This is a genomic window from Rhodanobacter sp. Soil_C_14, assembly GCF_057657335.1.
Genome location: NZ_JBDGIQ010000004.1, coordinates 96,783 through 117,010 on the forward strand (window position 1 = coordinate 96,783; position 20,228 = coordinate 117,010).

The 20,228-nt window shown below is 66.8% G+C and carries 23 protein-coding genes; 11 read left to right on the plus strand and 12 right to left on the minus strand.

The genetic code is table 11. From position 1 onward, the window contains the following. Positions 1–68 precede the first annotated feature (68 nt). Positions 69–1,334, plus strand: coding sequence for a multidrug effflux MFS transporter (locus AC3A56_RS11050; RefSeq protein WP_487770366.1), 1,266 nt, complete (start codon positions 69–71; stop codon positions 1,332–1,334). Positions 1,335–1,344: 10 nt separating this feature from the next. On the opposite strand, the gene AC3A56_RS11055 is transcribed toward AC3A56_RS11050, so the two are convergent. Further along, entirely contained in the window at positions 1,345–2,493 is a 1,149-nt protein-coding gene (locus AC3A56_RS11055; RefSeq protein WP_056767865.1) for a T6SS phospholipase effector Tle1-like catalytic domain-containing protein, read from the minus strand. Positions 2,494–2,699: 206 nt separating this feature from the next. On the opposite strand from AC3A56_RS11055, the gene chaB reads away from it, so the two are divergent. After that, positions 2,700–2,927, plus strand: coding sequence for a putative cation transport regulator ChaB (gene chaB, locus AC3A56_RS11060; protein WP_056717755.1), 228 nt, complete (start codon positions 2,700–2,702; stop codon positions 2,925–2,927). 18 nt (positions 2,928–2,945) lie between these two features. Here the strand turns inward: chaB and AC3A56_RS11065 are convergent, their stop codons facing one another. The 5 genes from AC3A56_RS11065 to AC3A56_RS11085 form a co-directional block, all read right to left on the minus strand. Beyond that, positions 2,946–3,443, minus strand: a complete 498-nt coding sequence (locus AC3A56_RS11065; RefSeq protein ID WP_487770367.1) for a hypothetical protein — start codon at positions 3,441–3,443, stop codon at positions 2,946–2,948. A 79-nt stretch (positions 3,444–3,522) separates the two neighbouring features. After that, positions 3,523–3,807, minus strand: a complete 285-nt coding sequence (gene minE / locus AC3A56_RS11070; RefSeq protein WP_056717753.1) for a cell division topological specificity factor MinE — start codon at positions 3,805–3,807, stop codon at positions 3,523–3,525. 5 nt (positions 3,808–3,812) lie between these two features. Then, on the minus strand, positions 3,813–4,628 hold the full coding sequence (gene minD, locus AC3A56_RS11075) for a septum site-determining protein MinD (protein ID WP_056717752.1): 816 nt from the start codon (positions 4,626–4,628) through the stop codon (positions 3,813–3,815). Between the two features lie 37 nt (positions 4,629–4,665). Next, the gene (gene minC, locus AC3A56_RS11080; RefSeq protein ID WP_487770368.1) at positions 4,666–5,427 is read right to left on the minus strand and encodes a septum site-determining protein MinC; all 762 of its coding nucleotides are present in this window, start codon (positions 5,425–5,427) and stop codon (positions 4,666–4,668) included. After that, positions 5,424–6,044 (minus strand): GNAT family N-acetyltransferase, encoded by a 621-nt coding sequence (locus AC3A56_RS11085; RefSeq protein WP_056717750.1) that lies wholly within the window; start codon positions 6,042–6,044, stop codon positions 5,424–5,426. The genes minC and AC3A56_RS11085 overlap by 4 nt, the downstream gene beginning before the upstream one ends. Positions 6,045–6,250: 206 nt before the next feature. Between AC3A56_RS11085 and AC3A56_RS11090 the strand changes: the two genes are divergently transcribed. The 7 genes from AC3A56_RS11090 to AC3A56_RS11120 all read left to right on the plus strand — a co-directional run bounded on the left by AC3A56_RS11090 (position 6,251) and on the right by AC3A56_RS11120 (position 14,593). Continuing rightward, complete coding sequence (locus AC3A56_RS11090; protein ID WP_056767597.1) at positions 6,251–7,474, plus strand: sensor histidine kinase; 1,224 nt, start codon at positions 6,251–6,253, stop codon at positions 7,472–7,474. Positions 7,475–7,582: 108 nt separating this feature from the next. Further along, a complete protein-coding gene (locus tag AC3A56_RS11095; protein ID WP_007806385.1) occupies positions 7,583–8,224 on the plus strand; it encodes a response regulator in 642 nt (213 codons plus the stop codon). Positions 8,225–8,469: 245 nt separating this feature from the next. Then, the gene (locus tag AC3A56_RS11100) at positions 8,470–9,831 is read left to right on the plus strand and encodes an SRPBCC family protein (RefSeq protein WP_056717748.1); all 1,362 of its coding nucleotides are present in this window, start codon (positions 8,470–8,472) and stop codon (positions 9,829–9,831) included. A gap of 171 nt (positions 9,832–10,002) precedes the next feature. After that, positions 10,003–10,947 carry an ABC transporter ATP-binding protein gene (locus tag AC3A56_RS11105; protein ID WP_056717747.1) on the plus strand — a complete coding sequence of 315 codons (945 nt, stop codon included), beginning with the start codon at positions 10,003–10,005 and terminating at the stop codon, positions 10,945–10,947. Then, complete coding sequence (locus tag AC3A56_RS11110) at positions 10,944–11,678, plus strand: ABC transporter permease subunit (protein ID WP_056717746.1); 735 nt, start codon at positions 10,944–10,946, stop codon at positions 11,676–11,678. The genes AC3A56_RS11105 and AC3A56_RS11110 overlap by 4 nt, the downstream gene beginning before the upstream one ends. Before the next feature lie 4 nt (positions 11,679–11,682). Further along, a complete protein-coding gene (locus AC3A56_RS11115) occupies positions 11,683–13,599 on the plus strand; it encodes a GldG family protein (protein WP_056717745.1) in 1,917 nt (638 codons plus the stop codon). Between the two features lie 112 nt (positions 13,600–13,711). Next, complete coding sequence (locus AC3A56_RS11120) at positions 13,712–14,593, plus strand: cytochrome c oxidase assembly protein (RefSeq protein ID WP_056717744.1); 882 nt, start codon at positions 13,712–13,714, stop codon at positions 14,591–14,593. On the opposite strand, the gene AC3A56_RS11125 is transcribed toward AC3A56_RS11120, so the two are convergent. Both AC3A56_RS11125 and AC3A56_RS11130 read right to left on the minus strand, forming a co-directional pair. Then, positions 14,587–15,096: a copper chaperone PCu(A)C gene (locus AC3A56_RS11125; RefSeq protein ID WP_487770369.1), complete on the minus strand. Its 510-nt coding sequence runs from the start codon at positions 15,094–15,096 to the stop codon at positions 14,587–14,589. The genes AC3A56_RS11120 and AC3A56_RS11125 overlap by 7 nt on opposite strands. Further along, on the minus strand, positions 15,093–15,707 hold the full coding sequence (locus AC3A56_RS11130) for an SCO family protein (protein ID WP_487770370.1): 615 nt from the start codon (positions 15,705–15,707) through the stop codon (positions 15,093–15,095). The genes AC3A56_RS11125 and AC3A56_RS11130 overlap by 4 nt, the downstream gene beginning before the upstream one ends. Before the next feature lie 81 nt (positions 15,708–15,788). Between AC3A56_RS11130 and AC3A56_RS11135 the strand changes: the two genes are divergently transcribed. Beyond that, complete coding sequence (locus AC3A56_RS11135) at positions 15,789–16,166, plus strand: DUF423 domain-containing protein (RefSeq protein WP_487770371.1); 378 nt, start codon at positions 15,789–15,791, stop codon at positions 16,164–16,166. 49 nt (positions 16,167–16,215) lie between these two features. Next, a complete protein-coding gene (locus AC3A56_RS11140; protein ID WP_487770372.1) occupies positions 16,216–16,635 on the plus strand; it encodes a hypothetical protein in 420 nt (139 codons plus the stop codon). A gap of 5 nt (positions 16,636–16,640) precedes the next feature. On the opposite strand, the gene AC3A56_RS11145 is transcribed toward AC3A56_RS11140, so the two are convergent. From AC3A56_RS11145 to AC3A56_RS11160, 4 genes are all read right to left on the minus strand, one after another. Beyond that, on the minus strand, positions 16,641–17,429 hold the full coding sequence (locus AC3A56_RS11145; RefSeq protein WP_487770373.1) for a CPBP family glutamic-type intramembrane protease: 789 nt from the start codon (positions 17,427–17,429) through the stop codon (positions 16,641–16,643). A 25-nt stretch (positions 17,430–17,454) separates the two neighbouring features. Then, entirely contained in the window at positions 17,455–17,646 is a 192-nt protein-coding gene (locus AC3A56_RS11150) for a type II toxin-antitoxin system antitoxin (protein ID WP_487770374.1), read from the minus strand. Positions 17,647–17,740: 94 nt separating this feature from the next. After that, on the minus strand, positions 17,741–18,616 hold the full coding sequence (locus tag AC3A56_RS11155) for an SPFH domain-containing protein (RefSeq protein WP_056767578.1): 876 nt from the start codon (positions 18,614–18,616) through the stop codon (positions 17,741–17,743). A gap of 64 nt (positions 18,617–18,680) precedes the next feature. After that, positions 18,681–20,198, minus strand: coding sequence for a transglutaminase-like domain-containing protein (locus tag AC3A56_RS11160; RefSeq protein ID WP_487770375.1), 1,518 nt, complete (start codon positions 20,196–20,198; stop codon positions 18,681–18,683). Positions 20,199–20,228: the final 30 nt, after the last annotated feature.

The window sequence follows — 20,228 nt, forward strand, 5'->3', positions numbered from 1 at the left end:
TCGATCCGGCCGCCCCGACGTCAAGGGTGGCCCTATAATGCGCGACCCGCCGCGACCAGCATGCCGTCATGACTCCAGCCCAGCGCACCGTGCGACGCAGCCTGCCATGGCTGCTGGCCGGGCTGTCGATGATCGGGCCGTTCTCGATCGACGCGGTGTTCCCGGCGTTCCCGCTGATCGGTGCGCGTTTCCAGGTCGACGACACGGCGCTGCAGCAGCTGGTCAGTGCGTACCTGCTCACCTACGCGGTGATGAGCCTGTTCCACGGCGCGATCTCCGATGCGATCGGGCGCAAGCCGGTGATCGTCACCGGCATGCTGGTCTACGCGCTGGCGTCGGTGGGCGCGGCTTCGTCCACCTCGTTCGCGATGCTGCTGGCCTGTCGCAGCCTGCAGGGCATGTGCGCGGGCGCCGGCCTGGTGGTTGGCCGGGCGGTGATCCGCGACAGCCTGGAAGGGCCGGCGGCGCAGCGGCTGATGTCGCAGGTGATGATGATCTTCGGCGTGGCGCCGGTGATCGCGCCGATGATCGGCGCCCTGTTGCTGCCGCTGGGCGGCTGGCACGGCATCTTCTGGCTGCTGGCCGGCTTCACCCTGCTGCTGGCGGTGGCCCTGCTGACCTTGCTGGACGAAACGCATCCGCCGGAGCGGCGTTCGTGCTTCGCGCCGCGGCCGTTGCTGGCCGGCTACCTGGCGTTCGCGCGGGAGCGCTCGTTCTGGCCGCTGCTGGTTTCCAGTTCGGTCAATTTCGCCGGGCTGTTCCTCTACATCTCCTCCGCGCCGCGCATCGTGCGCGAGCTGCTGCATCTTTCGGCGCAGGGTTTTCCATGGCTGTTCGTGCCGGTGGTGATCGGCTTGATCAGCGGCGCGTGGCTGTCCGGGCGGATGGCCGAACGCTGCAGCGCCAAGCGCACGGTGAGCCTGGGCTACGCGTCGATGCTGCTGGCCTGCGCGTTGCACGTGCTGATGGCGCTGCTGTTTCCGCAGCCGCGCCTGCCGTGGTCGATGCTGCCGCTGATCCTGCACGGCATCGGCGTGCAGCTGGCGTTCCCCACGCTGACCCTGCTGTTGCTGGATCGCTTTCCGCACCATCGCGGCGGCATCTCCTCGGTGCAGGCGTTTGCCAGCCTGCTGTTGTGCGGCTTCGTGGCCGGCGTGGTGTCGCCGCTGCTGTCGGCCAGCATGCTGCAGCTGGCGCTGGGTGCGTCGCTGCTGACCGTGCTGGGCGTGCTGGCCTGGGGCTGGTACCACGGCGTGACCCGCGAGGCCGTGTTGCCGGTCAGCGGTGCCGATGCGGCGGCGGTGATGGCCGCGGAGATCGCCGAGCCGCGCTGAACGAAGAGGCTCAGGCCGCGGGCAGGCTTGCGGCAGGCGCATGCGCGATCGGCACCACCGCCTCGACCGACATCAGCACCGTGGCGCTGGCCAGCGCGCGAACCAGCGACGGCGAACGATAGCTGCTGTCGGCAAGCCATCGCTGCCACACCGACTCGTCGACCTTCTCGTTGACGCCGGTGCCGAGCAGGCGATCGATCGGCGGCTTGAACTCCTTGTACAGGCCGCTCATGAATTCCCGGTACGAATTGCGCGGCACGCCGGTGTACGCGTCGGCGGCGGGCAGCAGCAGCCTGCCGCACGCCAGGCCGGCGTCGATGGCCTTGCGCTGCAGCCAGGCCAGCGGCAGGTCGGGCAGGGGGTCGGGCTTGCGGCCGGCGCCGTCGCAGTCGTTGCCGCCGCCGACGTCCGAATGCGAGCCGATGAACCAGCGCTGCTCGATCTCGATCTGCTCGTTCTTCTTGGAGGTAAGCGATTCGCCCGGCTTCACCGTGTACGGATTGCGCGTCCACACCGCGGGCGCGAAGTCGGCCCGATGCTCGTCCAGCGCCAGGGCCTGGTAGGCGTATTTCACGATACGGCTCAGCTCGGTGTCGTGGAACCGGTAGCGCGCCCGGGCATACGGAAACCATGAGGCGGTGTCGGGAATGCCCAGCGAGCCGACCGTGTCCCACACGCCGATGAAGTGGATGTCCACCTCGATCGAATGCTCGGCGCGATAGGCGGCCGCGACGTCGCCGTCGGGTTTGCTGGAGGCGTCGCGATAGAGGTCGTAGGCGGCGGACACGTCGGACTTCGCCACCTTGTCGTCGTTGCCGCAGCGGAGCAGGCCGCATTTGCGGATCAGCCCGGCGAGGCTGCGCGCGGTGTAGGCGCCGCGACTGAAGCCGAACAGGAAGATGCGGTCGCCCGGCTGCCATTGCTCGCACAGCCAGCGGTAGCCATCCAGCACGTTGCCGGACAGGCCGTAGCCGAACGCGCCGCCGAGCAGGTGGCTGATGCCGCGCGTCACGCCCACGCCGGGAATGTAGTTGACCAGTTGCGGGTGGCCGTGGGCGTCGAGCGGTGCGATCAGCTGGCGCAGGCGTTCCACATTGGTGTTGGATTCGGGCTTGTTCCAGGTGCCGTCGAACAGCAGCACCAGCTGGCGCGTGGCCATGATGTCCTCCGGCGCGCTGCGCAAGGGAATGCCTGGGCCGATTCTAGGGCAATGGCTGCGGGTGGCCAGTGCCGCGGGGAGGTTGCCGGGGATGGTGCCGCGCGTGCGTGGCGGCTGCTGGCGCTTAGCGCGATATGGACATCCATTTGACGCGCGCTGGACCTGGCCGGGTCCAGGCTGGCCGCGGTTCCCAGCCGGAGCATGTCATGCCCTACAAGACCGTCAGCGAATTGCCCGAGTCCGTGCGCGACCACGTGCCGAAGCACGCCCAGGAGATCTACAAGGAAGCGTTCAACAGCGCCTGGGACGAATACGCCGACAGCGACGAGCGTCGCGGCGACGAATCACGCGAGGAGGTGGCGCACAAGGTGGCGTGGTCGGCGGTGAAGAAGAAGTACGACAAGGGCAGCGACGGCGACTGGCATGCGAAGTAGCCTGCCGGCCGTGGCGCATCAGGCGTGGGGCAGGTCACGCGCCCTGAGGAACTCGCGCGCCTCCGTGGCATCGCCTTCGAACCAGGCGCGGGTCGAGCCCAGCCGGAACGAGTAGCCCCAGGCGTCCATGTCGGTCATCAGGCGTTCGCGGCCGACACCGGGGAGCCGGTCGGCCAGCACGATCTGCAGGTAGCAGGTGGCGTCCTCTTCCTCGACCGAGTCGGTCGCGTCGGTATGCACCGTTGCGCGTTTTTCCTCGGGAAGCACGATCAGGTGGCCTGCCTCGTGCAACAGCGAATGCACCGGCGTGTCATCGCGCGCGTAGACCGTGGTGCCGATGATGCCGGCCTCGCGCTCACCCCAGAAACTGCCGGGAATCGGCGTGTCGTGGGCCACCCGTTCGAGCGTCAATCCGAACTGCGCGAGCAGCGCGGCCGGATCGGCGAAACCGATCTGGCCGACGCAGAGCACGCTGTCGGCCGGATCGCTGGCGGTGGAATGGGTGTCGGGGTGCATGGGGCGCGACGCGCGGACGATCCGGAATGAAGAGCGCCGGGCCGCGCGTGGCGGCCCGGCATGGATTTGGCGTGGGTGCTCAGCCGCTCTGGGCTTCGCTGCCGGCCGGCAGCTTGCCGTCGGGCAGGGTCACCGAGAGTTCGAGGATCTCGTGGCCGCTGTCGCGCTCGAAGTTGATGTTGATCGCATCGAGATCGACGTGGACGTACTTCTTGATCACTTCGAGCAACTCGTTGCGCATCATCGGCAGGTAGTCCGGCGCACCACGGGTGGAGCGCTCCTGCGCCACGATGATGCGCAGGCGCTCGCGCGCCACGCTGGCGGTGGCCTCGGGCTTGCGCTTGAGGAAATCGAGAATGCCCATCGTGATCAACCTCCGAACACGCGCTGGAGAAAGCCCTTCTTGGGCACGTCGATGAAGCGCAGCGGGCGCTCTTCGCCGAGGATGCGGGCCACGGTGTCGCTGTATGCCTGGCCGGCCAGCGAGTTGGCGTCGACGATGACCGGGATGCCGTTGTTGGAGGCGGTCAGCACGTTCTCCGACTCGGGGATCACGCCCACCACCTGGATGCCGAGGATTTCCTCGACGTCCTTCACGCTGAGCATTTCGCCGATGGCGACGCGGGCCGGGTTGTAGCGGGTCAGCAACAGGTGCTGGATGATCGGTGGCTCACCCTTCTCGGCGCGCCGGGTCTTGCTGGCCAGCAGGCCCAGGATGCGATCCGAGTCGCGCACCGAGGAGACTTCCGGGTTGACCACCACCACCGCATGGTCGGCGAAGTACATCGCCAGGTGGGCGCCTTTCTCGATGCCGGCGGGCGAGTCGCAGACCACGTAGTCGAAGCCGTCCTCGGACAGGCCGTCGAGCACCTTCTCGACGCCTTCCATGGTCAGCGCGTCCTTGTCGCGGGTCTGGCTGGCGGCCAGCACGTACAGGTTGTCGTAGCGCTTGTCCTTGATCAGCGACTGTTTCAGCGTGGCTTCGCCGTGCACGACGTTGACGAAGTCGTACACCACGCGCCGCTCGCAACCCATGATCAGGTCGAGGTTGCGCAGGCCGACGTCGAAGTCGATCACGGCGACTTTCTTGCCGGCCATGGCCAGGCCGGTGGCGAGGGAGGCGCTGGTCGTCGTCTTGCCGACGCCGCCTTTGCCGGAGGTGACAACGATAATCTCAGCAGTCAAGGGCCCATCTCCGCAGGTTTGTTTTTGTTGTGGGTGATCACAGCCTGGCGATCATCAGTTTTTCGCCGTCGAGCCAGCATTGCACGGACTGGCCCTCGAGGTCGCCGGGAATCTGTTCGAACACGCGGTACTGGCCGGCGATCGCCACCAGTTCGGCGCGGAAGTCGGAAACGTAGATGCGAGCCTTCTCGTCGCCCTGCGCACCGGCCATGGCGCGGCCGCGCAGGCCGCCGTAGATGTGGATGTTGCCGTCGGCGATCACCTCGGCGCCGTTGGCCACCGCGCCGGTGACGATCAGGTCGCGGTCGCGGGCGTAGATCTGCTGGCCGGAACGGATCGAGCCGGCGTGATGCTGGGCGCCCACGTTGCCGGAGGCCGGTGCCGAAAGAATCGGTTCGCGCGCCGCCGCCGGGGTGGGCTCGCTGGGGGGCGCGGTGGCGGCCGGCGCCCCCGCGGCCGGTTCGTAGGCCGCACGGAACTTGGCGATCAGCGGCAGCCCCATCCGTTTGGCCAGCGCCTCGGTCTCGCTGGTGCCGTAGGCCAGCCCCACCGGCAACATGCCGGCGCTGCGCACCGCTTCGAGCAGTGCGTCGACGGTGCCGTCGTCGGGCAGGTCGAGCAGGTGGCTGAGGTCCAGCACCACGGCGGCGCGGGCGAACATCTGCGGCGCGGCGCGCACGCGGCGTTCCAGTTCGTCGCACAGGGCGGCGGCATCGACCCGGCGCACCCGCACGCAGGCAAGGCCGACCTGGCCGAAGCGCAGGTCACAGGCGTCGGTGGCATCCATGCTTGCGTTCATGCGTGCCGCTCCCCGGCCAGGCGGAGCGGATGCGGCCGGGCGGTGTCCGGGCGTTCGCGTTCGGCCAGCCACGGCACGTCGGGCAGGCCACCTTTCTCGAGCCAGGTGTCGCGCACATAAGCGTAGCTGGGCAGGTCGCGGGCCAGCAGGCTGACCTGCGGGCCGTGCTCGCCCATGCGCTGCTGGCCGACTTCCTGGAAACCGTAGGTGCCGTGGAACAGCACGACCACGTCGTCGCGCGGCTCCAGGAACACTTCGCAGGTGAGCAGCGGCACGCGCACCTCGGCGTAGCTGTGCACGTCGCAATAGAAGATGCGGCCCAGCCCGTGGCGGCGGTAGGCGTTGGCGATCACGATGCGGTCGATGTACAGGAACTGCGGATAGTGCTCGGCGAACCAGCGATAGTTCGGGCTGTCGTAATCGCCGCCTTCGCGCAGCGCGATCAGGAAGCCGGCCAGCTGGCCGTCGATTTCGGCCACGCGGAAATATTCGGCGTGCTCGTGGAAATAGCGCAGCTGGGCAGGATCCAGTGCGAGGATGGAGCGACCGGCAGCGTTGTTGAGCGCCAGTACGGCATCCAGGTCGTGCTCGCGCACGTCGCGGATGGCAAGGGCCATTCGTTGCTCCGCAAGGGTGGATTCGGGGACGAGAGGCGACCGCTGCCTCGCGCAATGCCGCATTATGACATGCGCGGCAGGCCCTTACATCTCGCAAGGGCACATGTAAAAGCTTTGTAAAGCCGTTGTGCGGCGACAGCCGTGACCTGGCCGGGCATGACTTCTCGCGCATTGCGCGAATTCCCCGCGCAGCCAATGATGCGGGGATGCGCTGGCCCTTCTTCAACCATATCCGCCTGCTTCGCTATGCGGGCTTCTTCACCTATCTGTCGGTGGGGACGCCGCTGGTCACGAACTGGGCCACCGAACGGCTGACCCAACTGCAGCGGCCGAATTTTTCGCTGCTGCTGTGGACGCTGTGTTACCTGATCTTCGGCTTGATGTACTGGCTGCTGACCAGCAACCTCGGTTCGCGCCGCTACCCGGTGCTGAAACTGCTCGGGCTGACGCTGATGACAGCCGCCGCCGTGGCGGTGGGCTGGTACAGCCACAGCGGCCTGTCGGCGATGCTGATGGTGGTCGCCTCGCTGGTGCTGCCGTGGCTGCTGCCGTTCTCGCTGGCGGTGTTCTGGCTGGTGCTGCAGCACCTGAGCCTGGTGGCGATCTTCGCCACCTTCCCCGAATACGATCACAGCGTCGCCTTGGGGTTTCTCCAGGCCAGCATCTACCTGGGCATCTCGGTGCTGGTGTTCGTGACCTCGACGGTCGCCAGCCAGCAGGCCGAGCAGCGCGACGTGCAACGGCGGCTGAATTCCGAGCTGCGCGCCACCCGCGCCCTGCTGGCCGAATCCAGCCGCATCGCCGAACGCATGCGCATCGCGCGTGACCTGCATGACCTGATCGGCCACCACCTGACCGCGTTGAGCCTGAACCTCGAGGTGGCCAGCCACCTCACCAACGAAGCGGCCGGCGCCCACGTGCGCAAGGCGCAGAGCACCGCCAAGGTGCTGCTGGCCGACGTGCGCGAGGTGGTCAGCGAACTGCGCCAGGACGACGCGATCGACCTGACCCAGGCCTTGCGGGGACTGGCCGAGGGCGTGCCCGGCCTCGACGTGCACGTGGTGATGCCGCCACGTTTCAGCGTGGAGGACCCGCGCCGTGCCCAGGTGCTGCTGCGCTGCGCCCAGGAGATCATCACCAATGCCGCGCGCCACGCCGGCGCCCGCAACCTGTGGCTGAATTTCGCCTATGCCGGGGAAAACCTGATCGGCCTGCATGCGCGCGACGACGGCCGCGGCGCCGAGAACGTCGCGCCGGGCAACGGCCTGTCCGGCATGCGCGAGCGGCTGGCCGAGTTCGGCGGCAGCCTGACCCTGGACAGCGCGCCGAGCCAGGGATTTGCGCTGACCGTGCGGCTGCCGCTGGGGGAACATGCCGCGCTGGCGCATGCGCCGACCCGGCTTGAGCCACCAGCGCTCAATGTGTCGTAATCTCTGCCGTCTGCGCCGGGGTGCGAAAGTGCGTCGGTGTTGGCAGCGGGGCCCTGCGCCAGCTGCCAGCATCCCATCGTCAAGCCACAGTTTTCCCGAGGATCCGCGATGATTTCCGTTTGTCTCGTCGACGACCAGAATCTGGTTCGCCAGGGCGTCCGTTCGCTGCTGGACCTGGCCGAGGACATCCGTGTGGTGGCCGAGTGCGCCGACGGCGCCCAGGCCGTGCAGGATATTCCGCGGATCAAGCCCGACGTGGTGCTGCTGGACCTGCGCATGCCGAACATGAGCGGGCTGGAAGTGCTGCAGGCGCTGTCCGCCCGCAACGAACTGCCGCCCACGATCATCCTGACCACCTTCGATGACGACCAGCTGGTGCTGCAGGGCCTCAAGGCCGGCGCCCGCGGTTACCTGTTGAAGGACGTCTCGCTGGAGCAACTGGTCGAGGCCGTGCGCACGGTGGCCGCCGGCGGCTCGCTGGTGGCGCCGATGGTGACCCAGCGGCTGATGGCCGGGGTGTCGCGTATGCAGAACAACTTCACCAGCCTCGAGCAGCCCGACCCGCTGACCGAGCGCGAGACCGAGATCCTGCGGTTGCTGTCCGGCGGCTACAGCAACAAGGAGATCGCCAATTCGCTGAAGGTGGCCGAGGGCACGGTGAAGAACCACGTTTCCAACATCCTTTCCAAGCTGGGCGTGCGCGACCGCACGCGGGCCGTGCTGAAGGCGCTGGAAATGGGCATCGTCTGATGCCCGCCCGGGTGCAGGGCGCCCGGATGCGCCGTTTCAACGGGCTTTGGCCGGGCGTTTTTCGACCCTGCGCGGAGGCCGTCCGGGCGGATAGCGTTCCAGCCCGTGAGCAAGTAACATCCGTAGCTTCGGCGTTTGCCGACCCCCTGCCATGGCCCTCGGACCCCACCGAAGGGCGGGTTCGCGCGGAAGGCCGGGGCAACACTATCTAGGTATGGCGTAAAGACGCTTCGGAGAACTCTGGAATGATGCGTGTCTTTGAATTTCTTGTTGCCCTGGTCATCGTTGCGGTGCTCGGTGTCCTGGCGGCTGTGGTCATGCCCGGCAGCGGTCATGTGGAACGCCAGCTGGTCATCGGCAAGGACATGCGTCAGGTCTATGACGTGCTCGACAACTACCGCCGGCTGCCGGACTACTCGGTGCTGCGCTCGCTCGACCCCAAGGTGCAGTTCGCGTTCTCCGGCAAGGCCTACGGCCCGGGCGCCGAGATCAGCTGGACCACGACGGATGCCAAGCTGGGCAATGGTGGCCTGACCATCGCCAGCGCCACGCCCGAGTTCGACCAGATCGACGGCAACACCAAGAGCGCCAGCATCATCTGGAACCTGGACAACGACTGGCGCGGCCTGGACAAGCACTTCACGCTGGATCTGGAGCGCCAGGGCAACCGCGGCCAGCTGACCCAGGTGACCTGGTCGTATGACGTGTCCTACGGCTGGAACCTGATCAACCGCTTTGCCAATCTCTACATCCACGGCGATCCGGACTCCTTCATCCAGTTCAGCCTGAACAACCTGCAGAACGTGCTGGCCGGCGTGCCGAACATCGACTACAGCCAGCTGATCCCCTACATCGAACAGACCCAGCCCACTCCGGTGCTGCTGGTGTCGAGCTCGATCCAGCGCAAGGACGGCCTGGAAGGTCTGGACGACGCGGTGGCCAAGGCGACCACGGAAATCCAGGCGGCCGCCAAGAAGCTCGGCGTGAACATCACCGGCTCGCGCATCCTGATCACCACCAACTACGGTGACCAGACCTACAGCTTCGACGTGGCGTTCCCGATCGACAGCAGCACGCTGACCGTGAATGGCCAGAGCGAGCAGCTCACCGCCGCCACCCCGCCGTCGATCGACAATGCGGCTCCCGCCGAGGCGAGCAGCGCCGCTGGCGCAGCCGACAGCAGCGTGGCCGTCGGCAGTCGCGACCGCTTCGGTCGCCTGGTGTTGGATGGCAACGTTCGCGCCTCGCTGGCGTTCGGTGGCGCGGCGCTCAAGGGCGTGTGGAACGGCACGTTTGCCGGTGTGCCGCAGACCCGCGACATGCTCAAGGCTTACGCGCAGACCCATGGCTACAAGTACGACGAAGTGGTCAACCGCCCCTACGACGTGATTGCCACGCCGGAAGTGAAGGACGCCGGTGGCAACATCACGTCCTATGCCAAGTACAACGTGTACCTGCCGATCACCGACGCCCCGGAAAAGACTCCGGAGCAGGAAGCCGGTCTGCAGCCGCCCAGCCTGGAAGAGGCACCGGCAGCGGCCAGTTCCGCTCCCGCCCCGGCCGGCACGGCCGCGGCTCCGGCAGAGGCCGCCAGCGCGGGCGAGTAAACCCTCCGCGAACGGTCTTGCCGAAGTACAAAAAGGCCCTTCCACCGGAAGGGCCTTTTTCTTTCGGATCCCCCCGCGCTTCTTGCGGTACATTGCGGGACGCGCCGCGACAGCGCCCGGCCAGCTCTTCCGCCAGCTGGTCGCGCCGAACTCCACAGCCCGTCACCGGACATGATCGAAACCGACCAGCTCACCCGATGCTATGGCCACCTCACCGCCGTGGACGCGCTGAGCATCCGTGTCGAACCGGGCCAGGTGCTGGGCCTGCTTGGCCCGAACGGTGCCGGCAAGTCCACCGCGATGCGCATGATCGCCGGGTTTCTGGTGCCCACCTCGGGCACGGCACGGGTATGCGGCCACGACGTCAGCCGCGAGCCGTTGAAGGCGAAGCGTGCACTGGGCTACCTGCCGGAAGGCGCGCCCAGTTACGGCGAAATGACCGTGCGCGAGTTCCTCCATTTCATCGTGCGCATGCGCGGGCTCAAGGCGGAGACGGGCTATCGGCGTTTCGACGCGGTGGTGCAGCAACTGCAGCTGGAGGAAGTGCTGGAGGTATGCATCGACACGCTGTCGAAGGGCTTGCGCCGACGCGTCGGACTGGCCCAGGCGATCCTGCACGATCCGCCGGTACTGATGCTGGATGAACCCACCGATGGCCTCGATCCGAACCAGAAGCACGCGGTGCGCCAGCTGATCGACGTGATGGCGCGCGACCGCACCATCCTGATCTCCACCCACCTGCTGGAAGAGGTCCACGCGCTGTGCAACCGGGTGGTGATCATCGCCCGTGGCAAGCTGCTGGCGGATGCCACGCCGGCCGAACTGGAAGCGCGCTCGCGCTATCATGGCGCGGTGTCGTTCAGCGCGCCGGGCAGCGGCATGTCGCAGGAGATGCTGGGGCGCCTGCCGCAGGTGGCGTCGATCGAGGTGGACCCGCTGGACGGGCGCATCACGGTGTTCCCGAAGCCCGGCGAACGCATTCTGGAAGCGGTGGAAACGCTGCTGCGCGAGCAGGGCCTGGAGGTTTCGGAAATCCAGCTCGAGCGTGGCCGGCTCGACGAGGTGTTCCGCCAGATCACCACCAGTGACGATCGCGCCGCCGAGGTTCGCGCATGAGCCCGGTCAACGCGGTGCTGCGGCGCGAGTTGCGCAGTTATTTCGTGACCCCGGTGGCCTACGTCTTCCTGGTGATCTTCCTGGTCCTGACCGGCATCCTCACGTTCTATGCGGGCGATTATTACGAGCGTGGCCAGGCCGACCTGCAGCCGTTCTTCGCGATGCATCCCTGGCTGTACCTGATCCTGGTGCCGGCGATCACCATGCGCATGTGGGCGGAGGAGGCCAAGGGCGGCACGCTGGAGTTGCTGCTGACCCTGCCGCTGACGCTGTGGCAGGCGATGCTGGGCAAATTCCTGGCAGCCTGGCTGTTCATCGGTCTGGCGCTGGCGCTGACCTTCCCGATCTGGATCACCGTCAACTACCTGGGTTCGCCGGACAACGGCATCATCCTGGCGGGATACCTGGGCAGCTGGCTGATGGCCGGCAGCTTCGTGGCGATCGGTGCCTGCCTGTCCGCACTGACCCGCAGCCAGGTGGTGGCCTTCATCCTCACCGCGCTGGTCTGCGTGTTGCTGATCCTGATCGGCCAGCCGCAGGTGCTCGATTTCTTCTCCGGTACCTTGCCGCGCAAGCTGATCAACGCGGTGGCGCACCTGTCGATGCTGCGCCACTTCGAGGCGATCGCGCGGGGCGTGCTGGACGTCCGCGACCTGTTGTATTTCCTGCTGAGCACGCTGGGTTGGCTGATCGCCGGCGTGCTGCTGCTCGACCTGAAGCGGACGCGCTGAAGCCATGTCCATGTCGCGCATCCGTCGCCTGTTCTCCACCCCGTTGCGACTGACCCGACGGGGTCTGCTCTACCTGGCGCTGGTGCTGCTGGTGCTGGTGTTCGTGCCACTGATCGTGGCCAGCAGTCGCTGGCTGCACGCGTCGCGGGTCGACCTCACCACCGACCAGCTGTACACGCTGACGCCGGGCACGCTGCACATCGTCGATACATTGCAGCGGCCGCTGCGGCTGACCTTGTACTTCTCCGAGCACGCCACCCGCGACCTGCCGCAACTGCGCAGTTACGAGCAGCGCGTGCGCGAGATGTTGCAGGAGATGGTGGCGCGTTCGCACGGGCGCATCCGCCTGCAGACCATCGACCCGGTGCCGTATTCCGATGACGAGGCCAGCGCCGAAGGCAGCGGCCTCACCGCGGCCAATGGCGGCAGCAACGGCGAGCGGGTGTTCTTCGGCCTCGCCGGCAGTGCCATGTCCGGCAGCGTCGACGGCGACAGCAACGATGACCGCGTGCCGGAGAAGACGCTGTCGATCGCGTTCTTCGATCCCTCGCGCGAGGCGTTCCTCGAGTACGACATCGCCAAGCTGGTGTACGAACTGAACCAGACCAGCAAGCCGCAGGTCGGCGTGATCAGCTCGCTGCCGGTCGAGGGCAACCCGGTGCTCAGCGAACAGCCGTGGACGGTCCTGCAGCAACTGGGCCAGCTGTTCGACCTCAAGACGATCGATCCGGCCACGCTGCAAAAAGTGGACGACAAGATCCGTGTGCTGTTGCTGATCCAGCCCAGGCGCCTGACTCCCGATGCGCAATATGCGATCGACCAGTACGTGCTGGGCGGCGGGCACCTGGTGGTATTCGTCGATCCGGACGCCGAGCTGGACACCTCGCCCTACGGGCCGGAGAGCATCACCTTTCCCGATCGTGCGTCGGACCTGCCGCGGCTATTCAAGGCGTGGGGCGTGGTCTACGACCCGCACAAGGTGGTGCTCGATCGTACCCGCGCGTTGCAGATCGAGCTGGCCGGCAGCAGTCTCAACCATCCGGCGATGCTGGACCTGGGCGCGCAGGAACTGAACCGCAACGATGCGGTGACCGCCAGCCTGCAGCGCATCAACGTCTCCACCGCAGGCTTCTTCGACCTGGCCGCGAATGCGCACACCCGGCTGATCCCGTTGTTGCAGAGCAGTGCCGAGGCCGAGGTGGTGTCCACCCAGCGCGTGCTGGACGCGAGCAACGATCCCACTACGCTGCTGCAGAACTACCATCCCGACGGCGCCCACTACCTGCTCGCGGCGCGCCTGCACGGCACCTTTGACAGCGCGTTCCCGGAGCGCGCCGGCGTCGCGGGCCATCGTGCGCGCTCGGCCGCGAATGCCGAGGTGATCCTGGTTGCCGACACCGACCTGCTCAGCGATCGCCTGTGGGTCGAGCCGCAGACCATTCTTGGCCAGACCATGATGCGGATCTTCGCCAACAACGGCGACCTGGTGACCAATCTGGTGGACAACCTCAGCGGCTCGTCGGCGCTGCTGTCGATCCGCGGCCGCTCCACTTCGCAGCGCCCCTTCACCCGGGTGCAGGCATTGCGCAACGTGGCCGACCAGAAATTCCTGCAGAAGGAGCAGGAGCTGGAGCAGGAGCTTGCCGACACCCGGCGGCGGCTGGACGAGCTGCAACCCGTCAAGGGCGGCCACGGCAGCACCGCCACGGCCGAGCAGCGGCGCGAGATCGAGCAGTTCCGCCAGCGCCAGCTGGCGATCAACAAGGAACTGCGCGACGTGCAGCACCAGCTCAATGCGGAGATCGATGCGCTGGGGCTGCGGGTGAAGGTCACCAATATCGTGGCGATCCCCGCCCTGGTGGTGCTGTTCGGCCTGTTGTACGGCTGGCGCAGGGGGCGCTACGGCCGCCGCCGCCGGTGACGGCGGCAATCTGCCGCAAGCACGCGGACCCTTGAAAGCTGACGCGATGGCGGTGCGGCGTTAAGCTGGGCGGTCGCCGGCCGCCGCCGGTGCAGACAGAAGTACCGGTGCAGTGACTGCAAGCCTGTTGAAATGGATCGTGCCGTGGGAGTTTTCGTGGGTCTTGCTCACGTGCTTCGTGGTGGCCAGCGTGCTGTACCTGCGCGGTTGCCGCCGACGGCCGGTGCGATTCGCCAGCAAGCTGGCGTTCTGGTCGGGCATGGCGATCATCTATTTGTCGCTGCACACGTATCTGGACTACTACGCCGAGCATGAGTTCTTCATGCACCGCATCCAGCAGTTGCTGCTGCATCACATCGCACCGCTGCTGATCGTCGCGGCGTATCCGGCCGCCGTATTGCGCGCCGGCCTGCCGCTGGCCTGGCGGGTACGCGTGCTGCGTCCGTTGCAGCGCTCGTGGCCGTGGCGGCTGGTATTCGGCGTGCTGTGGAATCCGACCGTCGCCACTCTGCTGTTCATCGCCTTCATCCTGATCTGGCTGGTTCCCGATTTGCAGACGCTGGCGATGCTGGACTGGCGCATCTACCGCTTCATGAACTGGAGCATGCTGGTCAGCGGTTTCGCCTACTGGTCGCTGGTGCTCGATCACCGGCCGCATCCGCCGGGACGGATGACCGCCGGGCTGCGCGTGCTGTCGCCGGCGATCACCATGACGCCGCAGATCGTCGCCGGAGCGATCGTCACGTTCTCGAAGACCGACCTCTATCCGATCTTCGAGATCTGCGGACGCGCGTTCACCTTCAACGTGCTCACCGGCCAGCTGATCGGCGGCGTGATCATCTGGGTGCCGTCGGCTCTGGTGGAGTCGATCGGCGGGCTGATGGCGCTGCGCCTGTGGCTGCGCCTGTCACGCAACGGTCGGTTGCCGCGCAAGCCGCCGCGCAGGACGGCCCGGGCATTGGCCGGCAAGGCAACGGTTACGGACGCTCAGTGATCGTGTGATATCGCGCCGTGGTCCATGCCGGGCATGGCGGGGTCGGCATGAGCGTCGCCGACGTCCAGCGCATTGGCCGGTCGTGCGATGAAGTCGGTGGCCAAGGTGCTGCCGTCGGCGAACTTCAGGGTCAGCGTCACGGTGTCGCCCGGTTTCACCGGCTGGCTCGGTTGCATCAGCATGAGGTGGTAGCCCGCCGGCGCCAGCGCGGCCTTGCCGTGCGCGGGCACGTCGAGCGAGTCGACCATGCTCATGCGACTGACGCCGCCGGCGGTCGAACTCTGGTGCAGCATCGCCTCGGCGTAGATCGTGCTGCTGGCGCCGCGCAACGCGATCGGCGCGCCGCTGTCGTTTTCCAGCGTGACATAGGCGCCGGCGGGCAGGGCGCCGGGCAGCACGCGAATCCACGCATGGCTGGCATGGATGTGGTCGGCATCGGCCGCGTGGGCGACGCCGGCCAGCAGCAGGCCGGCGCACAGCAGCGACAGTCGGGAAAGTTTCATCGGTCGGCTCCGTTGTCGAGCAGCAGGTGCAGGTCGTGGACGAGGTCGTCGTGCGAGGCGGAAGGAGTGGCCAGCACGCGGGCATGGCCCTCGCGGTCGAACACGTAGATCGCCGAACTGTGGCTGACCTCGTAATTGCCGTCGGCATCGCCCGGTTCGCGGGTGAAGGCCGAGCGATAGCGCTTGCTCAGCGTTTCGACGGCGCGGGCGCTGCCGACCAGGCCCACCGCGCGCGGGTCGAACGCGTTGACGTAGGCGTGCATGATCGTCGGCGTGTCGCGTGCCGGATCGACGCTGACGAACAGGATGCGCGCGTCGCCGGCCAATGGTCCCAGCCGTTGCATCACCACGTGCAACTGGGCCAGGGTCAGCGGGCAGACGTCGGGGCAATGGGTGTAGCCGAAGTACAGCAGCACCACCTTGCCGCGATAGTCGGCGCCGGTGACCGCCTTGCCGTTGTCGTCGGTGAGCCTGAAGTCGAGATCGGGCATGTGGCCGCTGATGTTGGTCAGCCGGAACGGCGGCTGGTCGTGCTGACAGCCCCCCAGCAACAGGCCGAAGGCGAGCAGCAACAGCAGCAGCGCGGGGCGCAGCCAGTGGCGGGGCTTCATGCGAGAATCCTTGGTCTTCATCCGTTCAAGCATACGACACCGGCCGCGTTGCCGGGTTCGCCGGCCAGGGATACGAGCACCATGCGACAACCTGTCAGTACCCGTGTTGCCGTGCTGGTCGGCGTTGCCGGAGCCAGCGCGGTGCTGCTGGGCGCGTTCGGCGCACATGCGCTGCGCGGCGTGCTCGACGGGCGTGGCACGGAGTTGTGGCATACGGCGGTGAACTACCACGTGTGGCATGCGCTGGCGCTGGTCATGACGGCTGCGCTGGGGCGTGGCCGCAGCGGCCGGGTGGCGCTGCTCGCGTTCGGCGCCGGCATCGTGTTGTTCAGCGGCAGCCTGTATGCGCTGGCGTTGGGTGCGCCACGCGGGGTGGGCATCATCACGCCGTTCGGCGGACTGGCCCTGGTGGTCGGCTGGCTTGCGCTTGGCTGGACGCTGCGTACGCGCAACGAATAGTTCTTGCGGGTGTCACGCCGCCGTCATGCCCGGCTGCAATCGTGTTTGCATGAACACGCAGATCGTCCCCTGGCAGCGCTCACGTGCGACATGGTCGCCCGGCCATCTTCCGCGCAGGCTGCGCGGACCCGGCCTGATCCTGCTTGCGGCGTTGTCGCTGGGGCTGTCGTGGTCATGGTTGCCGGCTCCGGCCGGAGCAGCTGAGGCCGACCCGGTCGGCCAGCTGGTGCACTGGCGGGATGCGGCTCACGACTGGCTGCTGGTGGTGGACCCGGAGACCCGCGAACTGGTGGTCTACGACGCCAACGACGGCCGTCCCCTGGAGCGCCTGGGTGCAGACGACGGGCTGCCGGACGTTCATTCGATTGCGCAGCTTGGCTCGTTGCTGCTCGTCACGGATCGGCAGCGCTCAAAGCTGCGCCTGTTGAAGCTGCCCCAGCTGCAGCAGGTGGCCTTCGATCCGCGCTGAGCGAATCAGGCGCCGCCGGCCAGGGGCGCGATCACATGCAGCACCAGATCGGCGCAGAAGTGCGCCAGCATCGCGTGCTCCAGGCCGTACTTCCAGAACAGCACGCCAGTCACCGTTCCGACGACGGCGTTGAGCAGGACGATCTTGCCGATCAGCAACGATGCCGGTGTCGCCGTGATCGCGAAGACTGCCGGCAGATGGCCGGCGCCGAACAGCAGCGCGGCCAGCACGATGGCCACCACGAACATCCACGGCAGCGCCACGTTGCGGTGGCTTCGCGCCAGCAGCCAGACGAACAGGCTGACCAGCAGCAGCCGGCAGCCGACTTCCTCCACGATGCCGCCATAGAACGACGCCAGCGCGCCACGCCAGGCCCAGCCTGCGGCGCTGGTGGCATGCTCGGCCGGAAGCGTGGGCCCAAGCAACGACAGGCCGAGCACCAGCACGGCAGCGCCGGCGCCGAGCGACATGGCCAGGCCCCAGCGCGCGGGCCGACCCGGTTCGAGCGGACGCCGATAGACCCAACTGCGCAGCCACGGCGCATCCAGTCCGTGCGTCGCGCCCAGGTACAGGCCGAGCCAGGCGAGCAGCCAGCACATCACGCCAGCCTGGATCGTCTGCGCCGCCACCACGACCGGCAGGGGCAAGGGCAGCGCGGCCAGCTTCTGCGGCATCAGCACCAGCAGATACGGCCACAGCGCCAGGGTGGACAGCAGGCCGGCAAGGCCGAACAGCATGGCGAGTTTCAGATGGGGACCCTTGACGGGCAGGGCGGGAGGCGCGGTGGCTGGCATGGAGTGAGGCTCTTGCAGTGGAGGGTCAATCCGGGTCGTGGTCGACCGCGGTCGTGCCGGGATTGCCTTTCAGGCGGCCAGCCTTGCGCAGCGCCTCGCGCAGCACGTATTCGATCTGTGCGTTGAGGCTGCGCAGTTCGTCATCGGACCAGCGCTGCATCGCGTCCAGCACGACGGCGTTGATGCGCAGCGGATAGGCTTTTTTTTCGGCGGCCATGCGGGCTCAGTGCCGCATGCGTCCACGCCTTGCGGCGTGGCTCGCAATGAACACGATCAGCAGGATGGTGATGAGGCTGCCCATGACCATCCCCTCAGTACAGCGTGCCGGTGTTCAGCACCGGCTGGGTGCCGCGCTCGCCGCACAACACCACCAGCAGGTTGCTGACCATCGCCGCCTTGCGTTCTTCGTCAAGCTCGACCACGCCACGCCTGCTGAGCTGGTCCAGCGCCATCTCGACCATGCTCACCGCGCCTTCGACGATTTTCGTGCGGGCGGCGATGATCGCACCGGCCTGTTGCCGCTGCAGCATCGCCTGGGCGATTTCCTGCGCGTAGGCAAGGTGGCTGATGCGGGCTTCCACCACCTGCACGCCGGCCTTGCCCAGGCGGGTCTGGATCTCGTCGCGCAGGTGCGTGTTGATCTCGTCGCCGTGGCTGCGCAGCGAGGGCTTGCCGTCCTCGTGGGCGTCGTAGGGGTAGCTCTGCGCCATCTGCCGCAGCGCGGATTCGCTCTGGATGTGCACGTAGTTTTCGTAGTCGTCGACGCAGAACACCGCCTCGGCCGTGTCCAGCACCTGCCATACCACCACGGCGCCGATCTCGATCGGGTTGCCGTCGTTGTCGTTGACCTTCAGCTTGCCGCTCTCGAAGTTGCGCACGCGCAGCGAGATGCGCTGGCGGCTGTAGAACGGATTGGTCCAGCGCAGGCCCTCGTGGCGCACGGTGCCGGCGTACTTGCCGAACAACTGCAGGACCTGGCCTTCATTCGGGGCGACCTGGAAGAAACCCTTGAGCATGAAGCTGTCGATCGCCAGCAGGATCACGCCGGTGAACACCTGGAACAGCGGAGGGGCATCCGGATGACCGTGGATGGCGGACACCACCAGCGCCACGCCGATCCCGGCCAGTACCAGGCACAACCCCACGAAAGGGATGCCGGCGACGGAAAAGCCATTGTGTTCGTTCATGAGGAGTCTCCCTGAGGTAGGGAGATTAGATATCAAAAAGATATCATTACGCAAGCCCCTCGTCTCAACCGCCCTTGCCGGCTCCTGCAGGGGCTGCGGGAGCGATCTCCGGGGCCGAAACCCGGAACAGCTCCGTGTCCGGTATCGCTTCGGTCATGTGGATATGGCCGAACAGGCGATTGGCTTCGTAGAAACCCAGAGGGTCGCCGTTGCCGCTGGCCAAGGCGATATGGGTCATGTCGAAGCGCCGCATGGCTGCGTCGTAGCTTTCCCAGCGACCATCGATCCATGCCTGCACCCACTGGTGCGGCAGGAAGACGTGCGAGGCGCCGGCGTAACGATCGGCATAGACCATCCCGCTTACGACCCGCGTCGGGATGCCTTGAGAACGGGCCAGGGCCGCCAGCAGGACCGAGTATTCGGTACAGTCGCCCTGCCGCTGGTGCAACACTTCCAGCGCGGATGCATAGCCCACATCCAGGCCGTGCTGGGTGATGTAGTCGGTGACAAAGCTGCGCAGTCGCCGCATCTTCTGTCGGTTGTCTGATGTCGAGCCCGCAACCTTCACCGCCAGTGCGCGTATTTCCGGAGCATCCGACTGGAGCCAGCTGTTGGGTGCACTGTCGTTGGGCTGCGGCGGCGGCTGCCCACCCGGAGTGGCCAGGGTGACATCGATTTGCCAGTGGCCCCTGCTCAGGAGCGTGACTCGTTGCTCGTCCGTGTTGATGAACGGCGAGCCATCCCTGTCCTCATCGAGGTACAGGCGATAGTGCAGGGTTTCCTTGCGCAGATTGGGAGTGAGCGGCCTGGGTGACTGGATCATCGCCGAGCGGAACATGTCGACGTCCTGGTTGGGTGCCAGTGCACAGGCCTTGCTGCAAGCCAGCATTTCCAGCCTTTGCCCAACCAGGTTCATCGACCCCTTGCGAGCGAAACCTTGCGGGTCCAGCCATAGGTCATAGCCCTGGCTGCCATGCAGCAGACCGAACTCCTGTCGTTGATGACTCAGCAACTCCGTGCTTTCGGGCAGCTTCACGACCTCGTCGCCCAGGACACGCATCTGGATCATCAGGACCTGCTGACTCGATGGATCGAAAGCGTGCACCTGATAGGTGGTATCCGGTGCGCGCCCGGCAGCGAGCAAGGCGAGCCGTTGGCCTTCGGCGAGCAGCGCCTCCTGCGGCCACTGCATCACGCTCTGTCGGGTCAGGCCACCCACGCTGGTGACGATCCTGTAGCGGCCGTCCGGCTCGCGTTGGCCGTTGACCGTACTGTCCTGTGCCGACATCCGGGTCATGGCCGCAAAGCCCAGTGGCGCGCCCCCGATGCTCTCGATGCTTTGACTCATGTTGGCCAGCTGCAGCGGGTGCCCGGCCCGACTGAATTCCACCAGCAAGGTTTGCGTCGTGGTGACCTTGTCACCCTCAACCTTGCGGACTATCTCGACGTGGCCGATTTTCCGCCCGCCAAGGAGCACGCTCATCCATCTCGTCTGACTGCCCTCGGTGATTTCACCGGCACGGCTTGTCGCACAGCCAAGACAGAGCAGCGACAACAGGAAAATGGCGCTGAAGCTTCGCATGACGTGCATCCTGGGGAAGGGATGTTTCGG

Bases quoted from the DNA above. Each gene is read 5' to 3' on its own strand.
- AC3A56_RS11050 (WP_487770366.1), top strand. From the start codon at position 69: ATGACTCCAGCCCAGCGCACCGTGCGACGCAGCCTGCCATGGCTGCTG.
- AC3A56_RS11055 (WP_056767865.1), bottom strand. From the start codon at position 2,493: ATGGCCACGCGCCAGCTGGTGCTGCTGTTCGACGGCACCTGGAACAAG.
- chaB (WP_056717755.1), top strand. From the start codon at position 2,700: ATGCCCTACAAGACCGTCAGCGAATTGCCCGAGTCCGTGCGCGACCAC.
- AC3A56_RS11065 (WP_487770367.1), bottom strand. From the start codon at position 3,443: ATGCACCCCGACACCCATTCCACCGCCAGCGATCCGGCCGACAGCGTG.
- minE (WP_056717753.1), bottom strand. From the start codon at position 3,807: ATGGGCATTCTCGATTTCCTCAAGCGCAAGCCCGAGGCCACCGCCAGC.
- minC (WP_487770368.1), bottom strand. From the start codon at position 5,427: ATGAACGCAAGCATGGATGCCACCGACGCCTGTGACCTGCGCTTCGGC.
- AC3A56_RS11085 (WP_056717750.1), bottom strand. From the start codon at position 6,044: ATGGCCCTTGCCATCCGCGACGTGCGCGAGCACGACCTGGATGCCGTA.
- AC3A56_RS11090 (WP_056767597.1), top strand. From the start codon at position 6,251: ATGCGCTGGCCCTTCTTCAACCATATCCGCCTGCTTCGCTATGCGGGC.
- AC3A56_RS11095 (WP_007806385.1), top strand. From the start codon at position 7,583: ATGATTTCCGTTTGTCTCGTCGACGACCAGAATCTGGTTCGCCAGGGC.
- AC3A56_RS11100 (WP_056717748.1), top strand. From the start codon at position 8,470: ATGATGCGTGTCTTTGAATTTCTTGTTGCCCTGGTCATCGTTGCGGTG.
- AC3A56_RS11105 (WP_056717747.1), top strand. From the start codon at position 10,003: ATGATCGAAACCGACCAGCTCACCCGATGCTATGGCCACCTCACCGCC.
- AC3A56_RS11110 (WP_056717746.1), top strand. From the start codon at position 10,944: ATGAGCCCGGTCAACGCGGTGCTGCGGCGCGAGTTGCGCAGTTATTTC.
- AC3A56_RS11115 (WP_056717745.1), top strand. From the start codon at position 11,683: ATGTCCATGTCGCGCATCCGTCGCCTGTTCTCCACCCCGTTGCGACTG.
- AC3A56_RS11125 (WP_487770369.1), bottom strand. From the start codon at position 15,096: ATGAAACTTTCCCGACTGTCGCTGCTGTGCGCCGGCCTGCTGCTGGCC.
- AC3A56_RS11130 (WP_487770370.1), bottom strand. From the start codon at position 15,707: ATGAAGCCCCGCCACTGGCTGCGCCCCGCGCTGCTGCTGTTGCTGCTC.
- AC3A56_RS11135 (WP_487770371.1), top strand. From the start codon at position 15,789: ATGCGACAACCTGTCAGTACCCGTGTTGCCGTGCTGGTCGGCGTTGCC.
- AC3A56_RS11140 (WP_487770372.1), top strand. From the start codon at position 16,216: ATGAACACGCAGATCGTCCCCTGGCAGCGCTCACGTGCGACATGGTCG.
- AC3A56_RS11145 (WP_487770373.1), bottom strand. From the start codon at position 17,429: ATGCCAGCCACCGCGCCTCCCGCCCTGCCCGTCAAGGGTCCCCATCTG.
- AC3A56_RS11150 (WP_487770374.1), bottom strand. From the start codon at position 17,646: ATGGCCGCCGAAAAAAAAGCCTATCCGCTGCGCATCAACGCCGTCGTG.
- AC3A56_RS11155 (WP_056767578.1), bottom strand. From the start codon at position 18,616: ATGAACGAACACAATGGCTTTTCCGTCGCCGGCATCCCTTTCGTGGGG.
- AC3A56_RS11160 (WP_487770375.1), bottom strand. From the start codon at position 20,198: ATGCGAAGCTTCAGCGCCATTTTCCTGTTGTCGCTGCTCTGTCTTGGC.